22 protein-coding genes are annotated in these 25171 nt (G+C 62.5%); 9 read left to right on the top strand and 13 right to left on the bottom strand.

Features of this window, described 5'->3' with window-relative positions:
• Positions 1-15: 15 nt before the first annotated feature.
• Both ACTJKX_RS08715 and ACTJKX_RS08710 read left to right on the top strand, forming a co-directional pair.
• On the top strand, positions 16-564 hold the full coding sequence (locus tag ACTJKX_RS08715) for a hypothetical protein (protein WP_440725018.1): 549 nt from the start codon (positions 16-18) through the stop codon (positions 562-564).
• Between the two features lie 386 nt (positions 565-950).
• Positions 951-3038, top strand: coding sequence for a caspase family protein (locus ACTJKX_RS08710; RefSeq protein WP_440725017.1), 2088 nt, complete (start codon positions 951-953; stop codon positions 3036-3038).
• A 92-nt stretch (positions 3039-3130) separates the two neighbouring features.
• On the opposite strand, the gene ACTJKX_RS08705 is transcribed toward ACTJKX_RS08710, so the two are convergent.
• From ACTJKX_RS08705 to ACTJKX_RS08675, 7 genes are all read right to left on the bottom strand, one after another.
• Positions 3131-3928 (bottom strand): phosphodiesterase, encoded by a 798-nt coding sequence (locus ACTJKX_RS08705; protein WP_440725016.1) that lies wholly within the window; start codon positions 3926-3928, stop codon positions 3131-3133.
• A gap of 50 nt (positions 3929-3978) precedes the next feature.
• Entirely contained in the window at positions 3979-4740 is a 762-nt protein-coding gene (locus ACTJKX_RS08700) for an SDR family NAD(P)-dependent oxidoreductase (RefSeq protein ID WP_440725159.1), read from the bottom strand.
• A 59-nt stretch (positions 4741-4799) separates the two neighbouring features.
• The gene (locus ACTJKX_RS08695) at positions 4800-5738 is read right to left on the bottom strand and encodes a bifunctional helix-turn-helix transcriptional regulator/GNAT family N-acetyltransferase (protein WP_440725015.1); all 939 of its coding nucleotides are present in this window, start codon (positions 5736-5738) and stop codon (positions 4800-4802) included.
• 105 nt (positions 5739-5843) lie between these two features.
• Complete coding sequence (locus tag ACTJKX_RS08690) at positions 5844-6350, bottom strand: DUF2165 family protein (RefSeq protein WP_440725014.1); 507 nt, start codon at positions 6348-6350, stop codon at positions 5844-5846.
• Positions 6351-6484: 134 nt separating this feature from the next.
• Positions 6485-7219, bottom strand: a complete 735-nt coding sequence (locus ACTJKX_RS08685; protein WP_440725013.1) for an aspartate/glutamate racemase family protein — start codon at positions 7217-7219, stop codon at positions 6485-6487.
• Positions 7216-8592 carry a dicarboxylate/amino acid:cation symporter gene (locus tag ACTJKX_RS08680; protein WP_440725012.1) on the bottom strand — a complete coding sequence of 459 codons (1377 nt, stop codon included), beginning with the start codon at positions 8590-8592 and terminating at the stop codon, positions 7216-7218. The genes ACTJKX_RS08685 and ACTJKX_RS08680 overlap by 4 nt, the downstream gene beginning before the upstream one ends.
• Positions 8593-8596: 4 nt before the next feature.
• Complete coding sequence (locus tag ACTJKX_RS08675) at positions 8597-9439, bottom strand: substrate-binding periplasmic protein (RefSeq protein WP_440725011.1); 843 nt, start codon at positions 9437-9439, stop codon at positions 8597-8599.
• A gap of 851 nt (positions 9440-10290) precedes the next feature.
• Here ACTJKX_RS08675 and ACTJKX_RS08670 point away from each other — a divergent pair.
• From ACTJKX_RS08670 to ACTJKX_RS08655, 4 genes are all read left to right on the top strand, one after another.
• Positions 10291-11472, top strand: coding sequence for an efflux RND transporter periplasmic adaptor subunit (locus ACTJKX_RS08670; RefSeq protein ID WP_440725010.1), 1182 nt, complete (start codon positions 10291-10293; stop codon positions 11470-11472).
• A 3-nt stretch (positions 11473-11475) separates the two neighbouring features.
• Positions 11476-14646 carry an efflux RND transporter permease subunit gene (locus ACTJKX_RS08665; RefSeq protein ID WP_440725009.1) on the top strand — a complete coding sequence of 1057 codons (3171 nt, stop codon included), beginning with the start codon at positions 11476-11478 and terminating at the stop codon, positions 14644-14646.
• A gap of 226 nt (positions 14647-14872) precedes the next feature.
• Positions 14873-15592 (top strand): response regulator, encoded by a 720-nt coding sequence (locus ACTJKX_RS08660; protein WP_311936725.1) that lies wholly within the window; start codon positions 14873-14875, stop codon positions 15590-15592.
• Positions 15589-17037 (top strand): ATP-binding protein, encoded by a 1449-nt coding sequence (locus ACTJKX_RS08655; RefSeq protein ID WP_440725008.1) that lies wholly within the window; start codon positions 15589-15591, stop codon positions 17035-17037. The genes ACTJKX_RS08660 and ACTJKX_RS08655 overlap by 4 nt, the downstream gene beginning before the upstream one ends.
• A 134-nt stretch (positions 17038-17171) precedes the next feature.
• On the opposite strand, the gene ACTJKX_RS08650 is transcribed toward ACTJKX_RS08655, so the two are convergent.
• The 3 genes from ACTJKX_RS08650 to ACTJKX_RS08640 form a co-directional block, all read right to left on the bottom strand.
• Positions 17172-17504 (bottom strand): hypothetical protein, encoded by a 333-nt coding sequence (locus ACTJKX_RS08650; RefSeq protein WP_440725007.1) that lies wholly within the window; start codon positions 17502-17504, stop codon positions 17172-17174.
• Positions 17505-18318: 814 nt separating this feature from the next.
• Positions 18319-19104, bottom strand: coding sequence for an FkbM family methyltransferase (locus ACTJKX_RS08645; protein WP_440725006.1), 786 nt, complete (start codon positions 19102-19104; stop codon positions 18319-18321).
• 90 nt (positions 19105-19194) lie between these two features.
• The gene (locus ACTJKX_RS08640) at positions 19195-19515 is read right to left on the bottom strand and encodes a hypothetical protein (RefSeq protein WP_440725169.1); all 321 of its coding nucleotides are present in this window, start codon (positions 19513-19515) and stop codon (positions 19195-19197) included.
• On the opposite strand from ACTJKX_RS08640, the gene ACTJKX_RS08635 reads away from it, so the two are divergent.
• The 3 genes from ACTJKX_RS08635 to ACTJKX_RS08625 all read left to right on the top strand — a co-directional run bounded on the left by ACTJKX_RS08635 (position 19396) and on the right by ACTJKX_RS08625 (position 22025).
• On the top strand, positions 19396-20361 hold the full coding sequence (locus ACTJKX_RS08635; RefSeq protein WP_440725158.1) for a UDP-glucuronic acid decarboxylase family protein: 966 nt from the start codon (positions 19396-19398) through the stop codon (positions 20359-20361). The two genes, ACTJKX_RS08640 and ACTJKX_RS08635, sit on opposite strands and share 120 nt — an antisense overlap.
• A 116-nt stretch (positions 20362-20477) precedes the next feature.
• The gene (locus ACTJKX_RS08630; protein WP_440725005.1) at positions 20478-21125 is read left to right on the top strand and encodes a hypothetical protein; all 648 of its coding nucleotides are present in this window, start codon (positions 20478-20480) and stop codon (positions 21123-21125) included.
• A 54-nt stretch (positions 21126-21179) separates the two neighbouring features.
• Entirely contained in the window at positions 21180-22025 is an 846-nt protein-coding gene (locus ACTJKX_RS08625; RefSeq protein WP_440725004.1) for a hypothetical protein, read from the top strand.
• A gap of 7 nt (positions 22026-22032) precedes the next feature.
• Here ACTJKX_RS08625 and ACTJKX_RS08620 read toward each other — a convergent pair whose 3' ends face one another.
• Genes ACTJKX_RS08620 through ACTJKX_RS08610 form a run of 3 tightly spaced genes read right to left on the bottom strand, consistent with a single transcriptional unit; the run spans position 22033 to position 25170 of the window.
• Entirely contained in the window at positions 22033-22518 is a 486-nt protein-coding gene (locus ACTJKX_RS08620; RefSeq protein WP_311936706.1) for a hypothetical protein, read from the bottom strand.
• Positions 22515-23363 carry a hypothetical protein gene (locus tag ACTJKX_RS08615; protein WP_440725003.1) on the bottom strand — a complete coding sequence of 283 codons (849 nt, stop codon included), beginning with the start codon at positions 23361-23363 and terminating at the stop codon, positions 22515-22517. Before ACTJKX_RS08615 ends, ACTJKX_RS08620 begins: the two co-directional genes overlap by 4 nt.
• Positions 23347-25170: a carbamoyltransferase family protein gene (locus ACTJKX_RS08610; RefSeq protein WP_440725002.1), complete on the bottom strand. Its 1824-nt coding sequence runs from the start codon at positions 25168-25170 to the stop codon at positions 23347-23349. Before ACTJKX_RS08610 ends, ACTJKX_RS08615 begins: the two co-directional genes overlap by 17 nt.
• Position 25171: the final 1 nt, after the last annotated feature.

Here is a 25171-nt window from a genome sequence, read left to right as displayed (position 1 = left end):
TGTTTGGAGATCGCCATGATCAAGCAACTCGCCCTTGCCGCTTCGTGCTGTGTCGCTGCTGCCGTGAGTGGCCTTCCGGCGCCCGCCATCGCCGCCAGGATCGGGAAAGGAGCGAACGAGGATCTTCCGACCTATTGCGCACGGGTCGGCACCGACGACACCGTCCGCGAATACACACCGGACCTGCGCGATCGGACGCTGCGTGCCTATGAGACATTCCGGGGCGGAGGCGACGCGTCCCGGGAGAATCCGAGCGAACTCGACGCCCATTTGAAGGTCGACGCGAATTATCGCTGCATGGATGGCAAGGTGATGGTCTGTTCCATCGGCGCCAACCTGCCCTGCGTGAAGATCAACATGGCGCGCAACATTCCGCAGATCACAAAGTACTGCCTGGAGAATCCGGGCGCCGACGACGGCCGTGACCTGGCTCTTGCGATCACGGGTCATGACACCGGGCATAGTTTCCAATGCCGTCATGGACGCGCCATCGTGACCGGCACGACCTGGGCACTCGACAAGCGCGGCTTCGCCAAGAAGATATGGTACGTTCTTCCCGACTAGGAGCCGATCCCGCAATTGGGAACTCGGGGCCGCATAATTCGTGTCGCCACTCCATGTTGGCGCGAGGCCACGCGACCGAGCGCGTGCGAAGCGATCCGCCTGGCATTCGGCCCCCCGCTGGCGACGATGCGGTCAGTCCCGAATGAGGGACTGCGATGAAACCCTGCCGCCTGGAACGGAGCCCGCCGCGGGTCTGTCGTCGTGGAAGGGAATGCGCGATGTCACCGCGTCGATCGCGCGGCCAGCAGGGCGAAGACGAAGCGCGTTGGCAACAACGATGATTGACGAAACGGACATGGCGCGCCCGGCCAGCAAAGGCTGGAAGAGGCAATTCAATTCCGGCTATAGAACGTCGGGGGCCTCATCTGATCGATCGACTGCAGAAAATGCCCAACCTGCTCATCCGCTTGTGCCTGCTTGTATGGATCCCGCTCCAATTCGGCGTCATCGCGGAGGCACACGCCGCCATGCCCCAGGCCGGCGTTTGCCGTGAGATTCCGGCGGGCCGCGACAGCGGCGACAAGCGCGTGGCGCTGATCGTGGGCAATGCGGCCTATCGGCATGGCCTGCCGGCGCTCGCCAACCCCGCCAACGATGCCGCCGCGGTCGCCGCGACGTTGAGCAGGCTCGGCTTCGAGGTCCTCCTCGTCACGGATGCCTCGGACCGGCAATTGCAGGCCTGCCTGACGCGCGCCAGCGCCCGGATGTCGCAGGCAGCGATCGGCCTGTTCTATTATTCGGGCCACGGCATCCAGGTCGATGACGAGAATTATCTCGTTGCTGTCAATGCGGGGGCGGGAAACCTCAAGACGGGCTTTGTGCCCGTGCAGCCGATCGTCGAGGAGATCCAGCGTCGGGCCGCCGCGACACTCGTGTTCCTCGACGCTTGCCGAAACAATCCGCTGGCGCCCAGGGGCCGGGAAGGCCTGTCGGTATCCACCGGCCGCGGCATCCAGATCGTGGCAAGCAAGGCGCCCGTCCCGAAGCCCGCTGCGCCGCAGGCCCGCGGCCTGATGGTGGCCTATTCGACCTCGCCCAATTCGGTCGCCGTGGACGGCGACGGCGATCTCAGCCCCTTTACGGATGCTTTCATTCACAGGGTCCTTTCGCCGGGCTATTCGATCCAGCGGGTGATGAGCGAGGTGACGAACGCCGTGGGCGAGCAGACGACATGGGCCCAGACTCCCTGGATGAAGTCCTCGCTCACCCGCGAGCTCAAGCTCGACGGCGAGCAGACTTTGGCCGAGGCCCAGGCGGTGTCGCAAAACTGGGCGAACCTGTCGCTGAAGCTCCTATGGACGCATGAGGGCCGGCAAGCCGCGCTGGCTGCCGCCTTGAAGGGATTGCCGGCCGAGCCCAGCGAGGCGACGCTCAGGGCATTTCCGGATGCCTATCTCGCCGTCTTCTCCGCCATGCATGCCAGCATGTCGAAACTGCCGGTGAACGGCTTGCCCCTTGGCGACATCAACGGTGACCAGGTCGCAGTGTTTCGCCTGCTCGAGAACGGTGCCTCGAGCCTGGAGCTCTGGTCCCAGTCACGTCAGGTTCTGCTGCGCCCGGTGGCGGAATATCCCGCAAACGAGGCCCATGGCGCCAGGTTCAGTCCTGACGGCACCCTCCTTTTGAGCTTCGGCAATGGAACGGTTGCCGGATGGGATATGGCCACGGGCGTCAAGCGTTTCGAAACCGTGGTTGCGCATGAGGCCGCCGGCGGCCTGCTCGGCCAGCGCAAATGGGTCTTCGATGTCGGCTTCAGTCCCGATGGGCGCTTCTTTTATGTAACCGCAACCGACAAGAAGATTCTTCAGATCCTCGATGCCCGCACGGGCAATGTCGTCGAAGCCTTCGACGGTGCCGCGTTCGCGCCCGTTGCGGACGTCGCCCAGTCTCCGGCGGTGAAGTATATCGGTGACGACAAGCTGCTCCTGCTGCTCTCATCGAGCCAGCAGCCCGAACGGCCGGTGATTGCGACCTATGATCTGAAAGAGCATCAGTTGACGCTGATCGATCGGGTTTCCGCGAAGTCGGTGACACATTTGAGCTATGACCCCGCGGGGCGTTACGTCGCTCTCACGCTCATGCCCGACAATGGCTTCAGCGGACAGGCCGACTTCATGGTCTGGGATATTCGTTCCAAGAAGAAGGTCTTGTCCGCCAAGGGCATGGTGATGGACGCCTCCTTCGATCCGACGGGGCGTTTCGTGCTTGCGAGCGCCGGAACATCATCGACGGTGTATGACCTTTCCGACGGCAAGGAGACCAGCCTGGCGGCGATACCATCCGGGTTTCGGGCCATGCCCGGCTATATTGCCTCGTCGACGGGGCTGTCGCCCGTGGTGATGCCGTCCGGTCCGTGGTTTTCGTGGGATCTTCCGCATGGGCGGGCGCTCGTCGATCTGGCCTTTTCGACGCTGCCTGGGGAACAGCAGGCCCGCGTGGCCCAGGAGCGGGTTTCCTACGTTGGAAATGACTGATCGAAGCGCATTCGGGTGCGAATGCCCATCGGCTTCGCGAACCGGCCCGATCCGGCTTATGCTCGGAAGACTTGCGTTCGGAAGACTTGCGCTCAGAAGAAAGGCAGCGGTCCCGGGAAGTTTCCGATCGGCACCCAGTGGGTCAGCAAGCCATGCCCGGGCCGCCAATGATGCAACAGGAAGGCCGGTGGCTCGACATAAGAGGCCGGTATGGAATCCGCCGCAAGGCGGAGGGCAATGGAGGTAGCGGTGCTCGGCGCGGTCATGAGCATGGTTCCGGCGAACCGCGCCTGCGTGAAACGATGAACATGCCCGCACAGGACGCGTTCGATATGGCCGTGACGAAGCAAGAACTCGGCAAGCCGCTCGCCACGAAGGCATTTATAGGCGTCGATGAAATGGATGCCGATGTCGATCGGGGGCTGGTGCATCAGGATGACGGTCGGCTGGTCCGGGTATTCAGACAGTGTCTGTTCGAGCCACAGGAGCGCAGCGTCATCGATGTCGCCGTGATGCTGGCCGGGTACGGTGATGTCGAAGCCGATCACACGCACCGGCCATCGCGTGCCCGTATCGAAATGGAGGGGGCCGGGCGCCGTCAGGCTTGCGGTTTCACGAAGACAGGTCCTGAAGGCTTCCCGCTCGTCGTGGTTTCCAGGAATGGCGAAAACCGGTTGACGCAACCTGGAGAGCGCGTGCCGGGCGGTCTCATATTCGGCCTCGGATGCTTCATCGACCAGATCGCCGCCGATGATCACGATGTCCGGTTCCGGCCTGAGCGCCTCGAGCGTTTCCATCGCCAGGTCGAACATGGCATTGGAATCCACCAGTCCCTGATAGAGATGGCCTTTTTCCCGCAGGTGGGGATCCGACAAATGGGCGATCAGCACTCAGTAACCTCATCAAAAGTCGCGGCACGCCCTGGAAGGTCGGGCCCTTCTCAGCCGGCCAGGAAACCACCATCCGCACCGAGCACATGGCCGACAATATAGCTCGCCTCGCCTGAAAGCAGCCAGACGACCGCTGCCGCGATTTCCTCCGGATGCCCCATGCGGCGGAGCGGCAGTCCCGCTGCGACACTCCGCATGTCCGCGATGCCCGAGGACAGCATCATGTCCGTGACGACCCGGCCCGGCGCGATGGCGTTTATCCGAATGCCCTTGGAGGCATATTCCATGGCCGCGGCGCGCGTCAGCGCAATGGCGGCCGCCTTGGAAGCCCCGTAGAGCGCCAGACCGGGATTGGGGTTTCGGAGGCCGCTGACGCTGGTGTTGTTGACGATCGTCCCGCCACCCGAGGCCAGGAGCGCGGGGATTTCATGTCGCATGGCATGGAACATGGCCCGTACATTGGTATCGAATACCTGTGCGTAGACGCCGTCGGTTTGTTCCGCCAGCGGCGCTCGTCTCTCCTGGAAACCAGCGTTGTTGAAGACGGCATCAAGGCGGCCGAACCGTTGCATCGTCTGTTCCATCAGCCTGGCAAGATCGCCTTCCTGCGTGACATCGGCAGGGATGAACAGGCTCCTCGCCCCTGAGCGCTGCAGTTCTTCTTCGAGTCTGGCGCCAAGCGTCTGCCGGCGGCCGGCGATCACGACGATGGCGGCGCCTTCCCGGGCCATGCGAAGGGCGGTGGCACGACCGATGCCGCTGGTCGCACCGAGGACGAGGCAGGTGCGCCCGTCAAGCCGTTCAGCCGGCATGTGGATCGGAGCGGGACCGGCAAGGTCCGAGAGGGTGGGGGGCGGTGCCAGAGCGGACGTCATGGGCGGGGCCTCATGAAGCGCTGCTCCAATACTTCGCTGCCCCATTGCCGGCCGGGGCGCTCTTCGACGCAGACGAAGCCATGTCTTTCATAGAGGTGCCGCGCCGCCGCCAGGCCGGCAAAGGTCCATAGATGGGTCTCCTCGAACCGATTCCGGTCCACGAAATCGAGCGCGGTCGAGAGCAATCGACGGCCGGTACCGCCGCCACGAACCGACCCTTCCACGATGAACCAGCGCAGATGCGCGATGCCGGATCCAAGGTCCTCGCCGTCGATGGCGATGGAGCCGATGATCCTGTCGCCATGGATAGCGCTCCAGATATTGTTGGCGGGCCTGTCGAGACGATCGCAGAAAGCGGCCAGACCACCGGCGACGACGGATTCGAAAGCCTGGCCGAAACCGGACGCATCCGCGTAGTGAAGCGCGTGCATTTCAGTGATGCGGGCTATCAGTCCAGGTCGATAGCCGGAGGCGATGCGAAGCGGCGGCGCGGGGTCGGGCCCATCTGCGGCGAGGGACCCGGCGTAGAGGCGAAGGCCGTCCAGGACGACATTGCATTGGTCGGGAGACAGACGATCCAAGGCAGATACGACCTGCTCCCGGGCGAAGGCGTGAATGGCCGTAACCCGGTTTCGGCCAGCCGCAGTCAAGGAGAGCCTTCTTTCCCGGGCATCCTGCTCCCCCGGCTCTTCCAGGACGTCGCCGGAGAGGATGAGCTTGCGCAGCATGCGGCTGACACTGGACTTTTCCAGGCGAAGGATTGCGCTGAGCGTCCGGGCTGTGATGCCCTCATGCTTTTCGATTTCGATCAGGGCGTGGACGGCGGAGGGCGACAGGTCCGTTCCGGCCAGAGACTCGTGCATGAAGCCGAGTTCGCGGACGAGTTGCCGAGAAGCCTCGCGCACCAGTTCGATGATAGGCGGGGAGCCGGACATGGCGAAGCGTCCAATTTAGTTGTACGATACAACCATAGCTGCTTCTCGCCTTTTGTCGAGCCTCATCGTGTTCATCGCGGTGACCTTGGGCCCGCGGATACCCCGTTACGCCGTCGGGCGTTCGAGATCCTCGTCGGGCTGCATGATGAAGATCAGCACGAGGAGAATGGTGACATAGAACCGGAAGGCGGGATTCTGGCCATTCCAGGTCGAAGACTGCCACATGGCAAACCACTCCCCGCCGATCACCATGAAGCCGAAGAACCAGACGAGAAACCCGATCGTGGAGGCCATGACGACATGGTTCTTGGCAGCATGGAAGCTTCTTGCCGGCGCGTGACGGGCTTTCCAGAGCGCAGCGCTGGCAAATAAGTACAAAACGCAGGTAATTGCTTCGCCGGCTATGATTAGAATGTAGGAAGCATTCCACAGGATCGGGCTGCTGATCGACCTATACATCAAACTATTGCCCGGAAACGTGCTGTCCATGGACAGGACATGCTTTACGAATTCGTAGTTCGAGCCATAGTCGGTGATGTTGCCGAAGGTCACGAGAAAGGCGAAGGCCGCAAGGCAGAGGCACATGACGATCTTGGCGTAGCGGGTGGACATATGCTGTACTTCCTCGGTTGAGACGGATGGGCCAGCCTGGAAATCACGCTCGACCATCCCGCGGGGCGCGGCCTGCGCTGACAGAGCCTTTGTGGCCTGGGGCCTTCGGCGGAACCCTCAGACATCCGGGCACCTCACATGGCGATATTGCGCCGGCGATCGGGATCGCGAAGTCGTTGAATGCAGGTCAAGGCGAGGGCCAGCGATGCGTCGATCACCGGCATGCCCTCCGGCACCACCTCTTCTGCCGCGATGGGAAGCTCGGTGCAGGCGAGAATGGCCGCTTCGGAGCCGTCTTGCCTGCAGAGCTCGAAAGCCGCCGCACAGGCAAGTCGCGCCTGCCTCAGCTTACCGAGCTTGACCTGCAGGATTGCATCGTCGACGGCGCGCTGGAAGGCCGGCCCGATCGGGTTGCGGCAATCGAAGCCCGCTTCCCGCAGACGTTTCTGGTAGAAACCCGAATGCAGGGTCCCTCGCGTTGCCATCACGGCTGCCCGGTTCCCCTTGTAGCGGCGATGCAATTCGCCGATGGCCGCGTCCGCGATGTGAATGATCTCGGCCCTGGAGGCCGCAGACAGGGCATCGTACCAGTGATGGGCCGTATTGCAGGCGATCGCGATGATCTCGACATCGAGGCTGTTGAGCATGTCGATCGCCTCGATCAGCCAGGGAAGAGGCTTGTCGCTGCCCTCGCGGATGGCTCCTGAACGGTCCGGTATCTGCGGCACGCTCAGGATTGCCATGGAGATATGGTCGGCATCGGTCTCGGCTGGAACCGCGTCGATGGTCTTGCGATAGAAATCCGCGGTGGCAAGCGGGCCAAGACCGCCGACCACACCGAGACGCGGTCGCAGGAGCTGGCCGGTCATGCCGCTGCTTCCGCCTTGGGAACGTTGAGCGCGAACCCCTCGCTCTCATCGACCGGATGCTGGGCCGAGTCCTTGGGCGCGATCGCGGCTGTCGCCGCGGCGATCGTCGATACGACGGTCAGCGTTCGCATGGTGTCGGTCAGCGCGTCGATGGTGAGAAACAGCACGAAGGGTGCTTCGAAGGGCAGGTTCAGGTGCGCGCACAGGATCGCCATCTGCGACAGCGTGACCGCGCCGCTCATTCCGGCCGTAGTCATGCCCACCAGGATCGAGGCGCCGGCGATATAGACATAGTCGTTCATGCTGAGCGAACGGCCATAGAGCTGCGCAATGAACAGCGAGCCGCACACGAACAGCATGATCGGCCCGGCACGCAGCATGGTGACGTGAAGCGGCACCAGCATCTCCACGACGATGCGGTTGAAGCGCAGGCGCTCGCCGACGAGGCTGATGATCCAGGGGATGCTCGCCGTGCTGGAGCGGGTCGCGATGGCGATCATGAACAGGGGCTGATGGGCCTTGAAGGTCGCCCACAGGCTCTCGCCGCTGCGAAACCACACCAAGAGCAGCGACAGCACCATGATGATGCCGGTTGCGATGGCAAAGGTGGCGATGAAGCCGACCATCAGCATCAGCGGCTCGACGCCGGTCAACGCTGTCTGGCTGGCGATGATCGCGAAGGAGGCGAGAGGCAGCAGGACATTGAACCATCCCGTCATGATCAGGCAGGCACGGTAGACCGTCTCGAGGGCGTTGGCGAAGCTGAGGGAGGTGGCGGCGGGCACCCGGCCGATGCCGATGCCGAACAATATGCAGAAGACCAGCACCTGCATGGTGTTGCCGACCGACAGCGAGTTGAAGATGTTGCTGGGGATCAGCTCCAGCAGACCTGAGAACACGCCCTCGTTCGTGGGGGGCTGGCTGGGTGGCGCCAGCGTCATCTGCAAATCCGTGCCGATGGTTCCCCGGTTGTTGAGCACGGTGCCGAGTTCGATGCGATCCTGGACGTCGGTGATCACCCCCGGCTGCAGCACCAATGTCACGGCTCCCGTGATGGCGACGGCTGCCACGGATACCAATGCGATCGCCATGACGACCTTGGAAAGGTAAGCGGCCGTTTGCGGATCCCGGGTCATCGATTTGATCGCGAAAACCGTCGCCGACACGATCAAGGGCAGGACGACCATCTTCAGCAGATTGAGGTAGGCGTCGCTGATCGGCGCGAGGGACTTGGCGAAATCCGGCAAGTAGGCGCCGCAGAGGGCCCCGAGCACCACCGACGCGATCACAGTCCAGGGCGATTGGGAGATGCGCCGCAGGCCCGCATTCCAGGTGGCCGATTTGTGCTCGCTTGGAACGGACACGGAGCTCATGGGGTCAGGCCTTGCGCAAATAGCGGTTCACCAGTTCGTCGGCCGTCATGGGCTTGTCGCGCCCCGACAGCTCGAGGAACAGATTGACGAATTCCAGGAGGTGGGGAGAACCGCGGCGCACGCCGATCGCAATGGTGTCGGTCAGATCGGTCAGGGTAACGGATCGCGCCACGATGGTGAGCGACGGGTCCTCGTGCAGCAGGCGCTTGATTTCCAGATCGTCGCGATAGGCCGCGTCCACATGGCCGTCCCGCACTGCTGCGACCAATTCCTGCCAGGTGAGGAAAGTCCGTACCTTCGCCTTGGTGAAATTGTTTCGCGCATAATATTCGAATGATGATCCGGCGATCACGCCCAGTTCGCCGTCGAATGCACGTACGACTTCCTCGGGTTGCCGCCCATTGGCAAGGATCGCGAAGCGGACCCGATTGATGATCAGGGCATGGCTGAGCTGGGCATAGGGACGCGAATAGCTGATGTTTCGCGCGCGACTGAGGGTACGGCTCAGCTTGGCGACGACGATGTCGGCGCGGCCCTGCTCGATCAGCGCAACCGCGCCATCGAAAGTGGGGGAACTGCGGTCGAGGACCAGCTTGACGCCGAGGGCGTCGGCAAGCTGCTGGCTGGTGTCGGCATCGATGCCCTGCAGCGTGTCGCTGCTCCCCCCAAAGAAGGGCGGCGATGCGAAGCCGGGCATGGCGACGACCAGCGATTTGCGCGCGACAATCTCTTCGACATCCCCGACCAACGGCGTTGTTGCGAGAGACTCGTCGGGCTGGGTTGCTGCCACAACGGGCGATACGGCAAGAGCAGGTGCTGCTAGAAAAAGAATTCGCCTGGTGATCATGACGTTGTGCAATCCCGAAAACAAACAAGACTCACATGCAATCCGAATAGGCAGCGCAATCAGGACATGACCTGCAGAACAACGTGCTACCCTTTCGCTCTACACTGCATCCTCGCTCGGAGATCGGACACTTGAGGCGGGTGGGTCATAGGGCTTGCACAATGAATTCCCATCCGGTCCGGTCATACCGGCGGAGGTGTCGGCCCCATCTTCCAGGTGCTGATGTCATCCCCTCAATCCGAATTTCTCAAACCTCGGAAACACTGCGGCTGAACGCATTCGGCAAATTTATATCTAGTCTAGCGATAGGTTAGCTTAGATGGTGCCTGGATTTTTACAAGGTGCCGCAGTGGCGAAAATTCCATCAGTTATGGCTATCCATGACCTTTTACACTTTATCCCGGAGATGCACACGTTAAAGCTCTTCCATCGTATCGGCGATGATGGTTTATCGGTACGGTATGGAAGTTTAAGGATTTAAATTTAATGTATAAAATCCCCATAATAAATGAATAATTTCAATTATACACAATAATGTTTGGGGATTTTTCTTATATAAATTGGTATTATCTGCAATAATTTCAGAAAAAATTCATATTTGCAAAATTTTTAAGTGGAGAATTACTTCGAATATCCGTGACTCCGGCTCGAAAGGCGCCGCCGTATAATCCTGGGACAAAAGATATCGGCTTTGTCGCAAATTGTGCGATGCAGCAAAGTCGGTACATCCTTCGACAAACTGCGCCTTCCAACGGCACACTTTCGAGACAGGCCTCGATCAGTCTGACCCGCGACAAGGGCGCTCCGACGACAGGCGGAACGCTGATAGACGCATGGCGCGGAGCACGGACTTGAAAAACGCAAAGGCAATCATGGGGCTGGCCGGCCTGGCAATCCTCGCTGGCATGACGGCTGCGGGGTGGACTCTCTTTCAGGCACGGGCGGCGGTGACGCCGGCGCCCATCCGTCCTGCACCCTCGGTCGTCGTGTCCCAACCCCTGCAGATGCGCGTCGTCGATACGCAGGAATTCGCAGGCCGCTTCCAGGCCAGCGCCATGGTCGAAATCAGGGCGCGGGTGCCGGGCTATCTCGACGCCATCAATTTCGAGGACGGACAATTGGTCGAAAAAGGCCGTGTGCTCTTCGTCATCGATCAGCGTACCTATCAGGCCTCGCTCGACATGGCCAAGGCCCAGCTCAAGAGCGCGGGGGCACAGGCGGATCTGGCCGGTCAGGAACTGGAGCGGGCCCGCCAGCTCGCCGGCACGGCGGCCGTCTCGCGTTCCACGCTCGATCAGCGCCTGCAGCAAAAGGCGGCGGCCGATGCTGCGATCGAGACGGCGCAGGCCACCTTGCGACGGGCCGAACTGGATCTCGAATTTGCGACGATCCGTGCCCCGATTGCCGGGCGGGTTTCCAATCGCCGGCTCGATGTCGGCAGCCTCGTCTCCGATAGTGGCACGGTTCTCACCACCATCGTGGCGCTCGATCCGATCGACTTCGTTTTCGACATGAGCGAACGGGACTTCCTGCGCCATGAGCGCGCCATGAAGGCGGGAGCCATGCCGTCCATGCGCGACAAGGGTGTTGCCGTGCAGGCTCGGCCGGATGGCGAGACAGGTTGGTCCAATGACGGCGTCCTCAGTTTCGTCGACAATCGGCTGGAGCCGGGCGCCGGCACCATCCGCGCCCGCGCCACGCTCGCCAATCCGGGCCTTGCCATTACTCCCGGCCAGTTCGGCCGGGTTCGCATGGCCGCCTCCGGCGACTATCCGGCCTTGCTGATCCCGGAGACGGCCGTCCTCACCGACCAGGCAAGCCGCATCGTGCTCAAGCTGGGAGCCGACAGCACACTGCAGGCCGCGACGGTCGGTCTTGGTCCCAGCCGGCCGGATGGGTTGAGGGTGGTGACCAGCGGGCTCGGCCCGGACGATCGCATCGTCGTCAACGGCCTGCTGCGGGCCCGGCCCGGCCAGAAGGTCGCGCCCCAACCGGGCAGCATCACCACGCAGACGGCCGGCCTCGCGGAGTAGACGATGCGCATCGCCCATCTTTCGATCGATCGCCCGATCCTGGCGACGGTCATGTCCGTTCTCGTCGTGATCATCGGCGTGGCTGCCTATTTCACCCTGCCTCTGGCGCAATATCCTGAGATTGCCCCGCCGACGGTCGTGGTCCAGGCCCAATATCCCGGCGCGTCGGCCGAGACTGTGGGCGATACGGTCGCCGTGCCGCTCGAGCAGGAAATCAACGGTGTCGAGAACATGCTCTACATGTCCTCGCAGGCCACCGGTGACGGCCAGCTGACCCTCACCGTGACCTTCCAGCTCGGCACCGACCTGAACGAGGCTCAAGTGCTGGTGCAGAACCGCGTGGCGGTGGCAGAGCCTCGTCTGCCCGAGGAGGTCCGTCGCCTCGGCGTCACCGTGCGCAAGACCTCACCGGACCTTTTAATGGTCGTGCAGCTCTTCTCCCCGGACGGGTCGCGCGATCCCCTCTACATGGCCAATTATGCCACGCTACGTATCCGCGATGCCTTGCTGCGCCTGGACGGCGTCGGCGATGTCCGTCTTGCGGCGTCCCGCGATTACGCCATGGTCGTGTGGCTCGATCCGGACAAGGTCTCGGCGCACAATCTTTCGGCGGGGGAGGTGGTAGCGGCCCTGCGGGCGCAGAATGTCCAGGTCTCGGCGGGGGTGATGAACCTGTCGCCGGTGCCGCGCCAGGGGGCCTTCGAACTCAATGTCGAAACGCTCGGGCGATTGACCGACAAGGAGCAATTCGAAAACGTCGTCATCCGCACCGATGCCGAAGGACGCGTCATCCGCATCCGTGATGTCGCCCGCGTCGAGCTGACGGCGCAGAGCTTTCGTGGCACCGCCTATCTCAACGGGCAGCCGGCCCAGCCGATCCAGATATTCCAGCAGCCCGGGTCCAACGCCATCGAGACGGCCGCGCGCGTGACGGCGACCATGACGCGTCTCGGTGCGGAGATGCCTGATGGCCTGAGCTACGCCATTCCCTTCAATCCCACAGAGTTCGTCGCGGAGTCGGTTCGCGAAGTCTACAAGACGATTTTCGAGGCCATCGGCCTGGTCGTGCTGGTGGTGCTTCTCTTCCTGCAAACCTGGCGCGCCGCCATCATTCCCGTCCTGGCGATCCCGATATCCCTGGTCGGCACCTTTGCCGTCATGGCGGCGCTGGGCTACTCCCTCAACAATATCTCCCTGCTGGGCCTGGTGCTTGCCATCGGCATCGTGGTCGATGACGCCATCGTCGTCGTCGAGAATGTCGAGCGCCATCTGGCCGCCGGCCTTTCGGCGCGAGAGGCCGCCCACCGCTCCATGGACGAGATCGGCGGCGCCCTGATCGCCATCACCCTGGTCCTGTGCGCCGTCTTCGTGCCCGCCGCCATGATGTCGGGCATTTCGGGGCAGTTCTTCCGGCAATTCGCCGTCGTCGTCGCGGCGGCCACGGCCATTTCCGCCTTCGTTTCGCTGACGCTCAGTCCGGCTCTGTGCGCGCTGCTGCTGAAGCCGCATGCGGCCGAAGGGCAGAAGCGCCGGGGCTTCCTGCCGATGCGCCTGATCCATGGCTTCTTCGGTCTCTTCAACCGTGGCTTCGACCGCCTCTCCATTGCCTATGGCAGCATGACAAGGCGGCTCCTGCGTGTCAGCGTTCTCGTCCTCGTCGCCTATGCCGGCCTGGTCGGTCTCTCCGGCTGGCAATTTGCCCGCGCACCCACCGGCTTCATCCCGGTGATGGACCAGGGCTACATCATCAATGCCGTGCAGCTGCCGCCGGGCTCGGCCCTGAGCCGGACCGATGCGGTGATGAAGGAGGTCTCGCGCCGGCTCCTCGCCACTGAAGGGGTGGCAAATGTCGTGGCCATTGCCGGGCTGGACGGCGCCACCTTCACCAACGCCTCCAGCAGTGGCGTCGCCTTCACCATCCTGAAGCCTTACGCCGAACGCGAGCGCCAGGGGCTGACCACCGACCGGATCATCGCCTCGCTGCAAGCGCGTTTCGCCGATCTCTACGAAGCGCGCATCATTCCGATCAAGCCGCCCTCGGTACGTGGGATGGGCAATGCCGGCGGCTTCAAGCTGATGGTGCAGGACCGCAACGGCCAGTCGCCCCAGGCGCTGGAGGCGGCGGCCCAGCAGGTGCTGGCCGCTGCCGCGCAAGCCCCCGGGATTGCCAATGCCTTCTCGCCGTTCAACACGGCGACCCCGCGGGTCTATGCCGATGTCGATCGCATCAAGGCGCAGATGCTGGGGGTGCCCGCCGCAAGCGTCTTCGAAGCGCTCGAAGTCTATCTGGGTTCGGCCTATGTCAACGATTTCAACATGCTCGGGCGAACCTTCCAGGTGCGGGCCCAGGCCGACGGGCGCTACCGCACGGATCTTGCCTCGATCGGCAATTTCAAGATGCGCGGCGATGGGGGCGCCATGGTGCCGTTGAGCGCGGTGGCGACCTTCCAGGAGAAGTCCGGCCCCTATCGCATTCCGCGCTTCAACCAGTATCCGGCGGCCGAGATACAGGGGGCTGCGGCGGCGGGGTCCTCGACCGGCGCTGCCCTCGACCGTATGGAGCAGATCGCGCGCGACAACCTGCCCGAAGGCTTCGGCTTCGAATGGACCGAAGTGGCCCTGCAGGAGCGGCTTGCCGGCAATACCGGCCTTCTGATCTTCGGTGCCTCCGTCGTCTTCGTGTTTCTCCTGCTGGCGGCGCAGTATGAGAGCTGGACGCTGCCGCTCGCCGTCCTGCTGATCGTGCCCGTATGCCTGCTGTCGGCGGTGAGCGGATTGCTGATCTTTGCCATGGACGTCAACATCCTGGCCCAGATCGGCTTCGTCATCCTGATCGGGCTGGCGGCCAAGAATGCCATCCTCATCGTCGAATTCGCTCGCCAGGCCGAAGCGGAGGGGCTCGGCCGTGTCGAAGCGGTGGTGCAGGGTGCCCGCATCCGCCTGCGACCGATCCTGATGACCTCGCTCGCCTTCATTCTCGGCGTGCTGCCGCTGTTCCTGGCCAGCGGTGCCGGCGCCGAGATGCGGCAGTCGCTGGGCACGGCCGTCTTCTTCGGCATGATCGGCGTCACGGCCTTCGGCCTCGTCTGCACGCCGGTCTTCTATGTGCTGTGCCGCATGCTTGAAGGGGGAGCTCGTCGAAAACCCGTCTCGGCCGCGATCGAGGCTTCCTAGTCAAAGCAGCAGGATCTGCAGGATTACGCCGGTCACAGGAAAAATGTCGCAAGCTATGGCGCGATATCCGCAGGATACAATTGGATACAGTTCAGGCCGGTTTGTCCCGACAGCCGGTCTACCCAGCCCGCTGCGACGCCATTACAATAGAACGTGGAAGAGACGGCGGTGGGCATGGTGCGAAGAGCCTGCTTTGCCCTGGTCGCCCTAGGTCGGAGTGTCATGCATGGAATCGGTGCCCCATATCGCGGTGGTCGACGACCACCGTGACATTCGCGACCTCGTCGGCAAATACCTCACCCAGCATGGCTATCGTGTCAGCGTGGCCGAGAATGCGGCGGCGTTGCGGCGGCTGCTCGAGCGCAACGCGCCCGACCTCATCATCCTCGACGTGATGATGCCGGGCGAGGATGGCCTGAGCGTCTGCCGCCATCTGCGCAGCACCACGGTGGTGCCGATCATTTTCCTCACCGCCATGGTCGATGACACCGACAGGATCATCGGCCTCGAAATGGGGGCGGACGACTATCTCACCAAGCCGTTCAATCCGCGCGAATTGCTGGCGCGGATCAAGGCGGTGCTGCGACGGGTCAACAGCCTGCCGCCGCAGCGCGGTGCGGTGAAGGCCAAGACGCTGCGCTTCGACCGCTGGCAACTCAATGTCGGCCGCCGCGAGCTTGCCGGCTCGGACGGTGTCGCCATCCCCCTCAGCACAGCCGAGTTCCGGCTGCTGACGGCCTTCCTCGACCATGCCGGCCTGGTGTTGAGCCGCGATCAATTGCTCGACCTCACGGTCGGGCGGGCCGCCGACACCTTCGACCGCAGCATCGACAACCAGGTCAGCCGTCTGCGCAAGAAGATCGAGTTCGATCCGAAAAACCCCATGCTCATCAAGACCCATTGGGGCGGCGGCTACAGCTTCACCGCGGAGGTCGAGCAGGCATGATGGCCTTGTGGCGGCGCAGCCTGGCTGCGCAGATCATCACATTCATGCTGCTGGCGCTGGCGGTCTCGCAGGGCATAGGTTTCTGCGTTTCCTGGGACGAGCGCGGCCAGGCCATGCGCGCGGCGGCCAAGGGGGAGTTCTTCAGCCGTGCGGCTTCGCTCGCTCTGTCGTTGAATGCGACGCCGGATGCGGTGCATGACGACATTCTCGCCGTCAGCGGCACGATCTATTCGCGCTTCTGGCTGTCCGACCGGGAACCGGTCGATGCGACGGCCTGGGCCAAGGACGCCTGGATGCGCCTTCACCAGCCACTCCCGCCCGGCAAGGTGCCCGTCCATCCCAAGCCGTACGGCGGCCCGCCGGTGGCGGCCGTACCGGAAATACCAACCGGCGCCGCCTTCGCCAGCGAACCTGCCCGCTGGGTGGAGATCGCGCCGCAGTCCTGGCTGCTTGCCCGTCCCGCGAAGTTTCAATATCTCAACACCGCGATCGGCATGGGTCTGGCCGTCCAGCTGGACCGGGGCATGTGGCTTAATGCGGCCTATGCCAAGAATTATCACAACGCCTTCTGGACCTCGCAATCGACCCTCTCGCTCGGCATCACCGCCCTGGTGCTTTCGGTCATCGCCATATGGGTGGCACGCAGCATAGCCCGGCCGATGCGCCGCCTGGCTACCGCGGCCGAACTGCTCGGGCGCGGCGAGGCCGTGCCGCCCCTGCCGGAATCCGGGCCTGACGACATCCGGCAGACCGCCGAGGCCTTCAACCGCATGCAGGCCCGGCTGCAGCGCTTCGTCGAAGACCGCACCCGCATGCTCGCGGCCATCGGACACGATTTGCGCACCCCGCTGACTTCCCTGCGCCTTCGGGCTGAGTTCGTTTCGGACCCGGAGATCCAGGACAAGATGCTCAAGACCATTGCAGAGATCCAGACCATGACGGAATCGGCGCTGGCTTTCGCGCGCGAACAGGCAACGGCCGAGACCACCCGCACGGTCGATCTTTCAGCGCTGGTGGAGAGTCTGTGCGATGATCTGGTCGATATCGGCCAGAACGTTGCCTTCCTTGACGGCCCGAAGATCAGCTATCGCTGCCGTCCCGATGCGCTGCGCCGCGCCGTCCGCAATCTGGTCGAAAACGCCGTGCGCTATGGCGAGCGTGCCAGGGTTACGCTCGCGCGCACGGCCGAGAGTATCGACATCGTCATCGAAGATGATGGGCCAGGTATTCCGGAGAATGTCGGCGACCAGGTGTTCGCCCCCTTCTTCCGCCTCGAGCACTCGCGCAACCGTGAGACAGGCGGGGTCGGTCTTGGCCTCTCGATCGCCCGCGCCATTGCCCGCCATCATGGCGGCGACATCCGGCTCTTCAATCAGGCCAAGGGGTTGCGGGCGGTGATCGGTCTGCCGCTCGTCACCGGCCGCACTGCCCAGGCCCGGGCGTGACGCCAAGGCCGTAGCCGCCTCTGATGGCACCCCTGCGGGGACTCAAGGCATGAGCGGCATTGCCAGCCCTTTCGACCGACCGGATAGGCTTGTCTTGCGGCCGTCAAGGTGCCCTGCAATTTGACGACGTCCCTTCAAATCGCAAGGGCGCATGGAGCGCTTGCCGCCTCAGTCGATGGCAGACTGATTGGGCGCGGCTTTGTCGTCGGTGGCGATGAGGCGGTGATTGCGGCGACCGACGTGAAACCTGTCGTGTCTTTGGCATGAGGGGCTGGCGAGACCAGCAGGTTCAAGGCGATGATCGCGGGAATCGAAGCGATGACGAGGATATCGAAAAACACGCCGCCGGCGCGGCGATAGGCGATGGCAGCGGGGCCATCCAGCGTCTCATAGGCGGGGTCGCCGACGAAAGGCACTTCATCGTCGACGATTTTCGATCGCGTGGAAAAACCAGCAAAGGATGTCATGGCCTTGCCTCCGGTTGCAGGGCGTGAGCGTAAGCATCCTTTGTCGCGGGACTTCGCCGCCAGGGCGGAGATTTGTCGAAAAGCGTGTAACGGCGCCCCCTGTGACATTTGGATACCGTTGAGAGCCCCCCGCAGGGACGCTTGGCAGGGCTGGATCCGTTGGCGGCATCGCCATTGCCTTCACCGTCCGGCATGGCCCGGGCCAGGATTCGTTTCAGACGCTGCTTGTTCCCTGAAACCGGCAAAAGCCCGGGGCCCGTACTCGCTCTGGTTTCAATCTGGGCCTGTGACACTTTCTTACAAAACAACCTGCTTCCGGACAAACTTGTGAGGCAGGTGCCGGCTATTATCAAAACAACGGCGATAAGGAATGTAGCGTCCGATCGATGATGGCCGAAGACAAGGGCAGGCTTGTGCTTTTCTTCAATCTAGCGATGCGGGTGCCACTATCTGAATTGCAGGATTACTTTCAAATTCGCTCTTTGAATTTACAGGAATCTGCGTTTCTGTTGGAGCGAAAACCTATCTGTGAGGCAATATGAGCGATCAGATCATTAACGCCATTCTCCCTGCTGCAAAATATATCTATATCGTTTCTGTATTAACTTTTCTTTCGGTCCAGACTTTAATCACCTATCGCTATTATAAGAGTTGAATAAGGTATTATTTCACTCTTCTGGTGAATTTGAGCAGAAGACATTTCTCGGCCCGTATCAGTGATACGGGCCGAGTGTGTTCCTGAAGCTTTCAGGCCCATCACCCTTTCGCCGTTCTCGTGGGCAACATCCTTCGAGGCGGTTTTCCGGGGAAGGAGTTAGAATCTTTCCGATTTTGGCGGAGGCGTAGCTGCGGCCGGAGGAAGAGCGAAAAGCGCGTTGGAGACACAGAACATCTCGCCTTCGGCAACGACATAGTCGTTGTAGGACGCGACGAAGCGATAGCCATGGGGCCGCAGCAGCGTATCGATGGAGATCAGGTCGCCCCCCACCGCCTTCTCCTTGGGCTGCAAATCGTTGAACTCCACATAGATGAATTTGATGGCCCGCCGTTCCAGCATGGCGCGGCCGCCCTCGAGAACCATGCGGTCGAAGCCCTCGGTGTCGAGCTTGAGAATGTCGACCGCTTCGAAGCCGTTTTGCCGGCAATAGGCATCGAGGGTCATCGACCGAACACTGATCCGCGTGGCATCTTGCGGGTAGCGCAGCGCATATTGCGCGCGGTCGCTGAGGCTGTTGATCTTGGAGGAGGGGTACTCGAACATGTCGACGGTGCCGGTCTGCGTGCCGAGCGCCGTATTGACGCCGGTAAACCGGGGCTCCTGGCCGAGCCGTTGCATCAGGACGGCGAATGTATCCGGGTGCGGCTCGAAGCTGACGATTCTCGCGCCTGGGAATTTGCGCAGGGCGAGGGTGGCCGTCTCGCCATCATTGGCACCGACATCGAAGACGGTCACAATGGGATAGCGCCAATCCTCGGCAAGATGCCGGATGTCGGCCCAGGGGTCATGGCCGAATTTGGCCCCGGTCCTGATCAGGAGCAGTCCGTGCCGGGCCAGCACCCGTTTCACCAGCCTGGAGATTTGTGCGCGAAGAACGCCCATCGCCGTGCTGCACTCCAAGCTCGCCCGCTTTGACTGCGGGGCGGGGGATTCGACGAAGGCGTATTAAGTCATTTCACCTGTTAAGTCATTTTACCTGGCATGACAGCCCTGTTGAGCCATGGCCTGGATGTCTGGGAGGCAAAAGGGGAGGGTTGTGCCGGCAAGTGGCAGGCGTGCTTCCCCATCGAATTTGACGACTCCCCAAAAATCGATAGTTTTCTTGGTCATGAAGGTCTTGAATTGCGGCATCGGACTCGCAGGACGAACAGGAATGCGGCTTTGAGCAGCGTCTTGGTGACGGGTGGTGCCGGATTTCTCGGTTCGCATCTGTGCGAGCGCCTGCTGAAGGAAAATAAAGAAGTTATCTGCGTCGATAATTTCTTCACCGGGTCTCGCCGCAACGTCGATCAACTTCTTGGCGATCCTTCCTTCAGGCTGTTGCAACACGACATTACGACGCCGCTCAATCTCGAAGCCGATGAGATCTACAATCTGGCCTGTCCGGCTTCGCCCAAGCACTATCAGTTCGATCCGGTGCAGACGACCAAGACGAACGTGCTGGGCGCCATCAACGTGCTGGATCTGGCGCGGCGCCTGAAGATCAAAGTCCTGCAGGCCTCCACCTCCGAAATCTATGGTGATCCGCACACCCATCCCCAGGCGGAAGATTATTGGGGGAATGTCAATCCGATCGGGGCACGTTCCTGCTACGACGAGGGCAAGCGCTGCGCTGAGACCTTGTTCTTCGATTATGTCCGCCAGTACCACGTACCCGCCAAGGTCGTGCGGATCTTCAATACCTATGGCCCGCGCATGCAGCCCGATGATGGGCGGGTGGTGTCGAACTTCATCGTCCAGGCCCTGTGCAACCAGGACATCACGATCTATGGCGATGGCGGGCAGACGCGTTCCTTCTGCTATGTCGACGATTTGATCGAAGCGCTGGTCCGCATGATGGCAACGCCGGCCGATGTTCACGGACCGGTCAATATCGGCAATCCCGTGGAGATAACCGTCCGGCACCTCGCCGAGCTCATCATCGAATTGACGGGTTCGTCGTCGCGGCTCAGATTCCGACCCCTGCCGGCGGATGATCCGCGCCAGCGCCAACCCGATATCGCCAAGGCGCGTGCGCTTTTGGGCTGGGCGCCGTCTGTCGGCCTTCGCGACGGCCTCGCCAGGACGATTGCCTATTTCGAGGACCTGTTGAGATCGGACGAACATGGGGTGCTGCGCAGCCTCAGTCCGGCCCAGTGAGTTCCTGAGGCCATGCGGGCAGCGCAGGCCGGAAGTTCAATGCGATTGTTGATTGGCCGGGCATGATCTATCTTGCCAAGCTAACCTGACGTGGGGACTGGCGCCGGGAGAGTGGCATGCAATTTCTGCTCAAGGCATGGGGGCCGTTGCTTCTGGCATTCGCCCTCGTTGTTTCGCCAATTCTGCTTGCACAGGCCCGCGCCCAGATCATCACCAATGGCGGCTTCGAGACGACGACCGGGTGGACGTATGCCGGAGGCTCGACGCGCACCCAGGAAGGGACATTGGCTCTCAACCCGCCGGCGCACGGTGGGAGTTTTTATGGCACGATTGCCACGGGCGGCGGCACGATTTCGCAATCCATCAATATTCCTACCGCTGGTACCTATCAATTGAGTTTCTATCTTGCGCCGCAGATTTCTCTTTCTCTCGGAACTTTGAATTTTAGTGTGCAGATAGGCGGAACCACCTATAATTTGACCTATGGAATTACTATTATCGGCTTGGGTGGATACAATCTTTATACACTTACGGTGAACTTGCCAGCTGGTGCGACGGACCTAATTTTCACAAACCTGCCTGGTTTGTTGACGGCTCCACTACGTCTGGACGACGTGTCCCTGGTGCAGATCCCCGGGCCTGTGCCGGGGACGAGCACGATTTCCTATCTGGTGGTAGCCCTTCTGGCTCTGGTGCTGGGACGCCGGCAAATGCGAGATGGGTTGAGATGGCTCCGAAGCCTGTTATCGACTGGTTGTTCATAGTCTCAGCTTGGTAGTCGCGCTCCATTTCCACGTCTTGCGTTAGGGCAAATCCATATGCCTTCTCTGCCCATCGAGGTTTCACTGATCATTTTCGTGATCCTGGTGGCTATCGGCATCGCCGGCTTCTTCGCGTCCTCGCGGCCCTACAATATTTTTGCCGAAAGCTGGCGCCAGGCATGCGTGACGATCATACGCCAGCCAGGTCTGTTCTTGGCAGCCTGGTTGATCTTCGCCGTCCAGGAGGTGGTGCCACCGCTGTCCTTCCTGGTGGCGTGGCCGTCGGGTTTGGTTCAGATCGGCCTGCTTGTCGCCTTTCATGCCCTGACGACCTATCTGCTTGCCCGCGTTGCGCTGCGCCTGCACCGGGGGCTTGTCCATGGCGAATGGCGCCCCATCATACCCACTGGGGCGCGGGCACGGCGCATGGGTTTCTACGTGCTGTCGTGCTGGGCCGTCATCGGGCTGCTCAAGCATCCGCCCTTGCCGGGTTCGCCGGTGCCGCATGAGCAACTCGTGCGTGGGGCCGTCCTGCTGTCCTATGCGCTCGGCTTCATGGCGACGGCCGGCCTGGCGCTGGTGGGGCCTGCCGCCTCCCTGGACGAGCCTCGCCCGATATGGACTTCGCTGAGGACGGCGTGGCGCGAACCGATATCCATCCTGGTGATCATTATCGGCATCGGCCTGCAGATCGGCTTCGTGATGGAGGGGGCCAATCTGCTCCTCGGTCACTATCCCCAGATCGGCGAGTTGCGGCTGGTCGCAGCGCCGGTCGTCTGGGCGTTCATGGCGCTCATCCTGTTCATGTCGGAATTCGCACTGGTGATCTTCCTTACGCGGGTGTGGGAGGATCGCTACGAGGAGGACACGCGCAGCGCGGCTCACAATTTCAATTGGACCTGAGCGCGGCTCAGGGATTGGTGAGCAGAGCTGACCAATCGGGCTTGTCACTCCGGCATCGATGGGGCGAGAAGACGGCGAGGCCGATGGAGTCCCAGGCGCTCGAGCGGGAAAGGCCGAGCGCGACGCCGAGCTTGCGCTGCAACCACGGCCAGGCGAGATCTCGCAGATGCAGGCTGGGCACGGCCGCGCCGCCATAGACGGTGGTCAGCTCTTCATCGGCACCGGACATATCTGCGAGAATGCGGGTGGCATCGCGGTGGATGGTCTGCGTCAGCACCGCCCGCGTCGGCGTGGTGCAGTCGGGCCGTGCGAAGGAGAACTCGGGGCCGAGCGGGGTCTTGCGTTGGGCCGAGAGCGAATAGCCGGCTTTTGCGAAAGCCAATGCGATCTGGGTTTCCGGGGCGGGCTGCGGCGGAAGACGAGCCTGGCGGATCGCCAGACCCAGTGAACAGACCACCAGCGCAGCGGCCAGGAGATGAAACAGGCGCGTCATACCGGAGCTTGCGTCTGCCCGGGCCTGGCCCGGCAATAGGCGAGGACGACGATCAAGACGGCATAGAACGCTGCCAGGAAACTCGCGCCCGTGCCTTCATGCCAGGCCAGATACCCCTCCTTCGAGGCGCAGATCAGCACCAGGCGCAGCCAGTTCAAGGCGAAGGTGGCGCCGATCACGATGAGGAACGCCGCGCGGTCGGAACGGCGGAGCGGTCCCCCGAGGCCGACGGCGATAATGGCGTAGGCCGTGAGGTTCTGGACCAAAGTGGTCGAGGTGGCGCAGCCCCACATCACGTCGAAGCCGATATTGTCAGCCGGGCGGAGGATATAGGTGCCATAGCCCGATACGTCCTGGCCTGCCATCTGGAGCAAGGTTCGCACGGTGGTGGCATCGAGCAGGCCGACGACATTGTGAAGAACGAGGAAGGGCCAGCCCAGAAGCACGAACTGGGCGATGAAGGCCAGCAAGGCAAGGGCCGAGGCGCGGCAGGACGGGCGCTTGCGCAGGCGCCACGCCGCAAGGACGGCAAGCGCCAGCGCGGCGGCGAGCGGTATCTGGCGCAGCACGAGCACGCAGAAGGCCATTGCTGTAAGGATGAGGACCGCTTCGCCGATCTGGAAGGGAGCGTCACGACGCTCGCGGCCGATCAGCCGGACAATCATGGCGATCTCGATCACTTCCAGGACAGAGATCACGTTTGGCAGGTCGCCGATCTGCCGCAAGGGCTGCTGGCCCAGCCGATAATACAGCCATTCCAGGCAAGCGAGGACGAGGCACCAGCCATAGACGGCCCGGCAGGAGACGGCGCGCGAGGACGCCGTGGCTTCAGGAACCGCCGACATGGCTATCGGAGACGTGGTTATCGGCGGCGTACCGACTGTCGGGCAGGCCAAGGGGCCCTGTGTCCTGCCGGCGTCGGATCATCACATGCCCGAGCACGAGAATGTCCATGCGCGTGCGCAGGAAGCAGTCGAGCGCCTCGCGCGGGGTACAGACGATGGGCTCGTTTTCGTTGAAGGAGGTGTTGAGCACCATGGGGATGCCGGTCCGCACGAAGAAGGCGGAAATCAAGGCATGATAGGCGGGGTTGGCCTTTTGCTGCACCGTCTGGGGCCGCCCCGTGCCGTCCACATGGGTGATGGCGGGCACGAGGGCATGCTTGTCGGGCCGGACCGGGAGGACCTCGGTCATGAACGGCACGTCGTCGATACCCTCGAACCAAGCGGCGGCATGCTCGGCGAGAATGGAGGGCGCGAAAGGCCGGAACGACTCGCGGCGCTTTATCTTGTGGTTGAGAAACTCTTTGATGTCGGCCCGGCGGGGGTCGCACAGGATGGAGCGGCTGCCGAGCGAGCGCGGTCCCCATTCCAGGCGCCCATCGAACCAGCCGACGACATGACCGGCCGCGATGGCGGACGCGGTCTCCCGGCAAAGCTCGGCATCATCGTCGAAATGCCCGATCTCACAGCCCATGGCGGCGAGATTGGCGGCCTCCGCCATCACCAGCCGATCGATGTCTGCGGAGGCAAAACCTGGTCCCCAATAGGCGTGATCCATCGGGGGCATACGATCGCCGCCGAGCTTGTGCCAGACGGCCAGGGCGGAGCCGAGAGCACCGCCGGCATCACCGGCGGCAGGTTGCACATAAAGGTGCCGGAAGGCGGTGGTTTGCCTGATCTTGCCATTGGCCACCGAGTTGAGGGCGCAGCCGCCGGCCATAGCGAGGTTGGGCAGGCGATAATTGTCCCGGACAGCCTGCAGGATGTGGCCGAGGACCTCCTCATAAAGGGCCTGGGCCGAGGACGCGATATCACGATGGCGCTCGGTCAGTGCCTCGTTCGGCGCTCTCGCCGGGCCGAGCAAGTCCTCCAGCCCATCCGAATAGAGCGGGGCGAAGACCGGGGCACCGCCCTGCCAGTCGAAGGCGATCCTCTCGCGGTGATGCCGGAAATAGCCGAGATCGAGGCTGAAGCCACCTGCCGCTTCCAGCCTGATGACACGCCGCAGCCTGTCGAGGAAGAGCGGCCTGCCATAGGACGCCAGGCCCATGACCTTGTACTCGTCGCCATAATGCGGAAAGCCGAGATATTGGGTGAGCGCCTGGTAGAACAGGCCGATGGAATGGGGGAACAGGACCCGTCTTTCGACGGCGATGTTCTTGCCTTGCCCGCTTCCCCAGGCAGTGGAGGAAAAGTCGCCGAAGCCATCGAGGGAGAGGATGGCCGCTTCCTGGAAGGGGGAGGCGAAGAAGGTCGATGCCAGATGGGCCAGGTGATGCTCGATCCGATGCACCGTGCCCTTGAAAAGCTGCCCGGGAAAGGCGGCAACCAGTTCATCGGATACGGACAGGCGCTTGCGCCTGTTCCGGAGACGGTCGAGAACGAGGGCAGGATCGGGCCTATGGCGCATCATATGGGCCAGACGCTCAAGACGATGCACCTTCGGGTCGCTGTTGACGGCGACATGGTCGACGTCTCTAAGCCCGATACCGGCCTCCTGCAGACAATAGGCGATGGCCTGGCTCGGAAACCCCGCCCAGTGCTTGATGCGGCGAAAGCGCTCTTCCTCCGCGGCAGCAACGATCTTCCCGTCCCTGAGAAGGCAGGCCGCGGCATCGGCGTGGTAGGCGTTGAGGCCGAGGATAATCAAG

It is taken from the genome of Labrys sp. 22185, assembly GCF_052045555.1.
Lineage (GTDB): Bacteria > Pseudomonadota > Alphaproteobacteria > Rhizobiales > Labraceae > Labrys > Labrys neptuniae.
Note: the sequence above shows the minus strand (reverse complement) of the source record. Positions and strands in the feature narration are given on the sequence as shown.

Coding starts and splice junctions, on each gene's coding strand:
- ACTJKX_RS08715 (WP_440725018.1), top strand. CDS start 16: ATGATCAAGCAACTCGCCCTTGCCGCTTCGTGCTGTGTCGCTGCTGCC.
- ACTJKX_RS08710 (WP_440725017.1), top strand. CDS start 951: ATGCCCAACCTGCTCATCCGCTTGTGCCTGCTTGTATGGATCCCGCTC.
- ACTJKX_RS08700 (WP_440725159.1), bottom strand. CDS start 4,740: ATGCCGGCTGAACGGCTTGACGGGCGCACCTGCCTCGTCCTCGGTGCG.
- ACTJKX_RS08695 (WP_440725015.1), bottom strand. CDS start 5,738: ATGTCCGGCTCCCCGCCTATCATCGAACTGGTGCGCGAGGCTTCTCGG.
- ACTJKX_RS08690 (WP_440725014.1), bottom strand. CDS start 6,350: ATGTCCACCCGCTACGCCAAGATCGTCATGTGCCTCTGCCTTGCGGCC.
- ACTJKX_RS08685 (WP_440725013.1), bottom strand. CDS start 7,219: ATGACCGGCCAGCTCCTGCGACCGCGTCTCGGTGTGGTCGGCGGTCTT.
- ACTJKX_RS08680 (WP_440725012.1), bottom strand. CDS start 8,592: ATGAGCTCCGTGTCCGTTCCAAGCGAGCACAAATCGGCCACCTGGAAT.
- ACTJKX_RS08675 (WP_440725011.1), bottom strand. CDS start 9,439: ATGATCACCAGGCGAATTCTTTTTCTAGCAGCACCTGCTCTTGCCGTA.
- ACTJKX_RS08665 (WP_440725009.1), top strand. CDS start 11,476: ATGCGCATCGCCCATCTTTCGATCGATCGCCCGATCCTGGCGACGGTC.
- ACTJKX_RS08660 (WP_311936725.1), top strand. CDS start 14,873: ATGGAATCGGTGCCCCATATCGCGGTGGTCGACGACCACCGTGACATT.
- ACTJKX_RS08655 (WP_440725008.1), top strand. CDS start 15,589: ATGATGGCCTTGTGGCGGCGCAGCCTGGCTGCGCAGATCATCACATTC.
- ACTJKX_RS08650 (WP_440725007.1), bottom strand. CDS start 17,504: ATGACATCCTTTGCTGGTTTTTCCACGCGATCGAAAATCGTCGACGAT.
- ACTJKX_RS08645 (WP_440725006.1), bottom strand. CDS start 19,104: ATGGGCGTTCTTCGCGCACAAATCTCCAGGCTGGTGAAACGGGTGCTG.
- ACTJKX_RS08630 (WP_440725005.1), top strand. CDS start 20,478: ATGCAATTTCTGCTCAAGGCATGGGGGCCGTTGCTTCTGGCATTCGCC.
- ACTJKX_RS08625 (WP_440725004.1), top strand. CDS start 21,180: ATGCCTTCTCTGCCCATCGAGGTTTCACTGATCATTTTCGTGATCCTG.
- ACTJKX_RS08620 (WP_311936706.1), bottom strand. CDS start 22,518: ATGACGCGCCTGTTTCATCTCCTGGCCGCTGCGCTGGTGGTCTGTTCA.
- ACTJKX_RS08615 (WP_440725003.1), bottom strand. CDS start 23,363: ATGTCGGCGGTTCCTGAAGCCACGGCGTCCTCGCGCGCCGTCTCCTGC.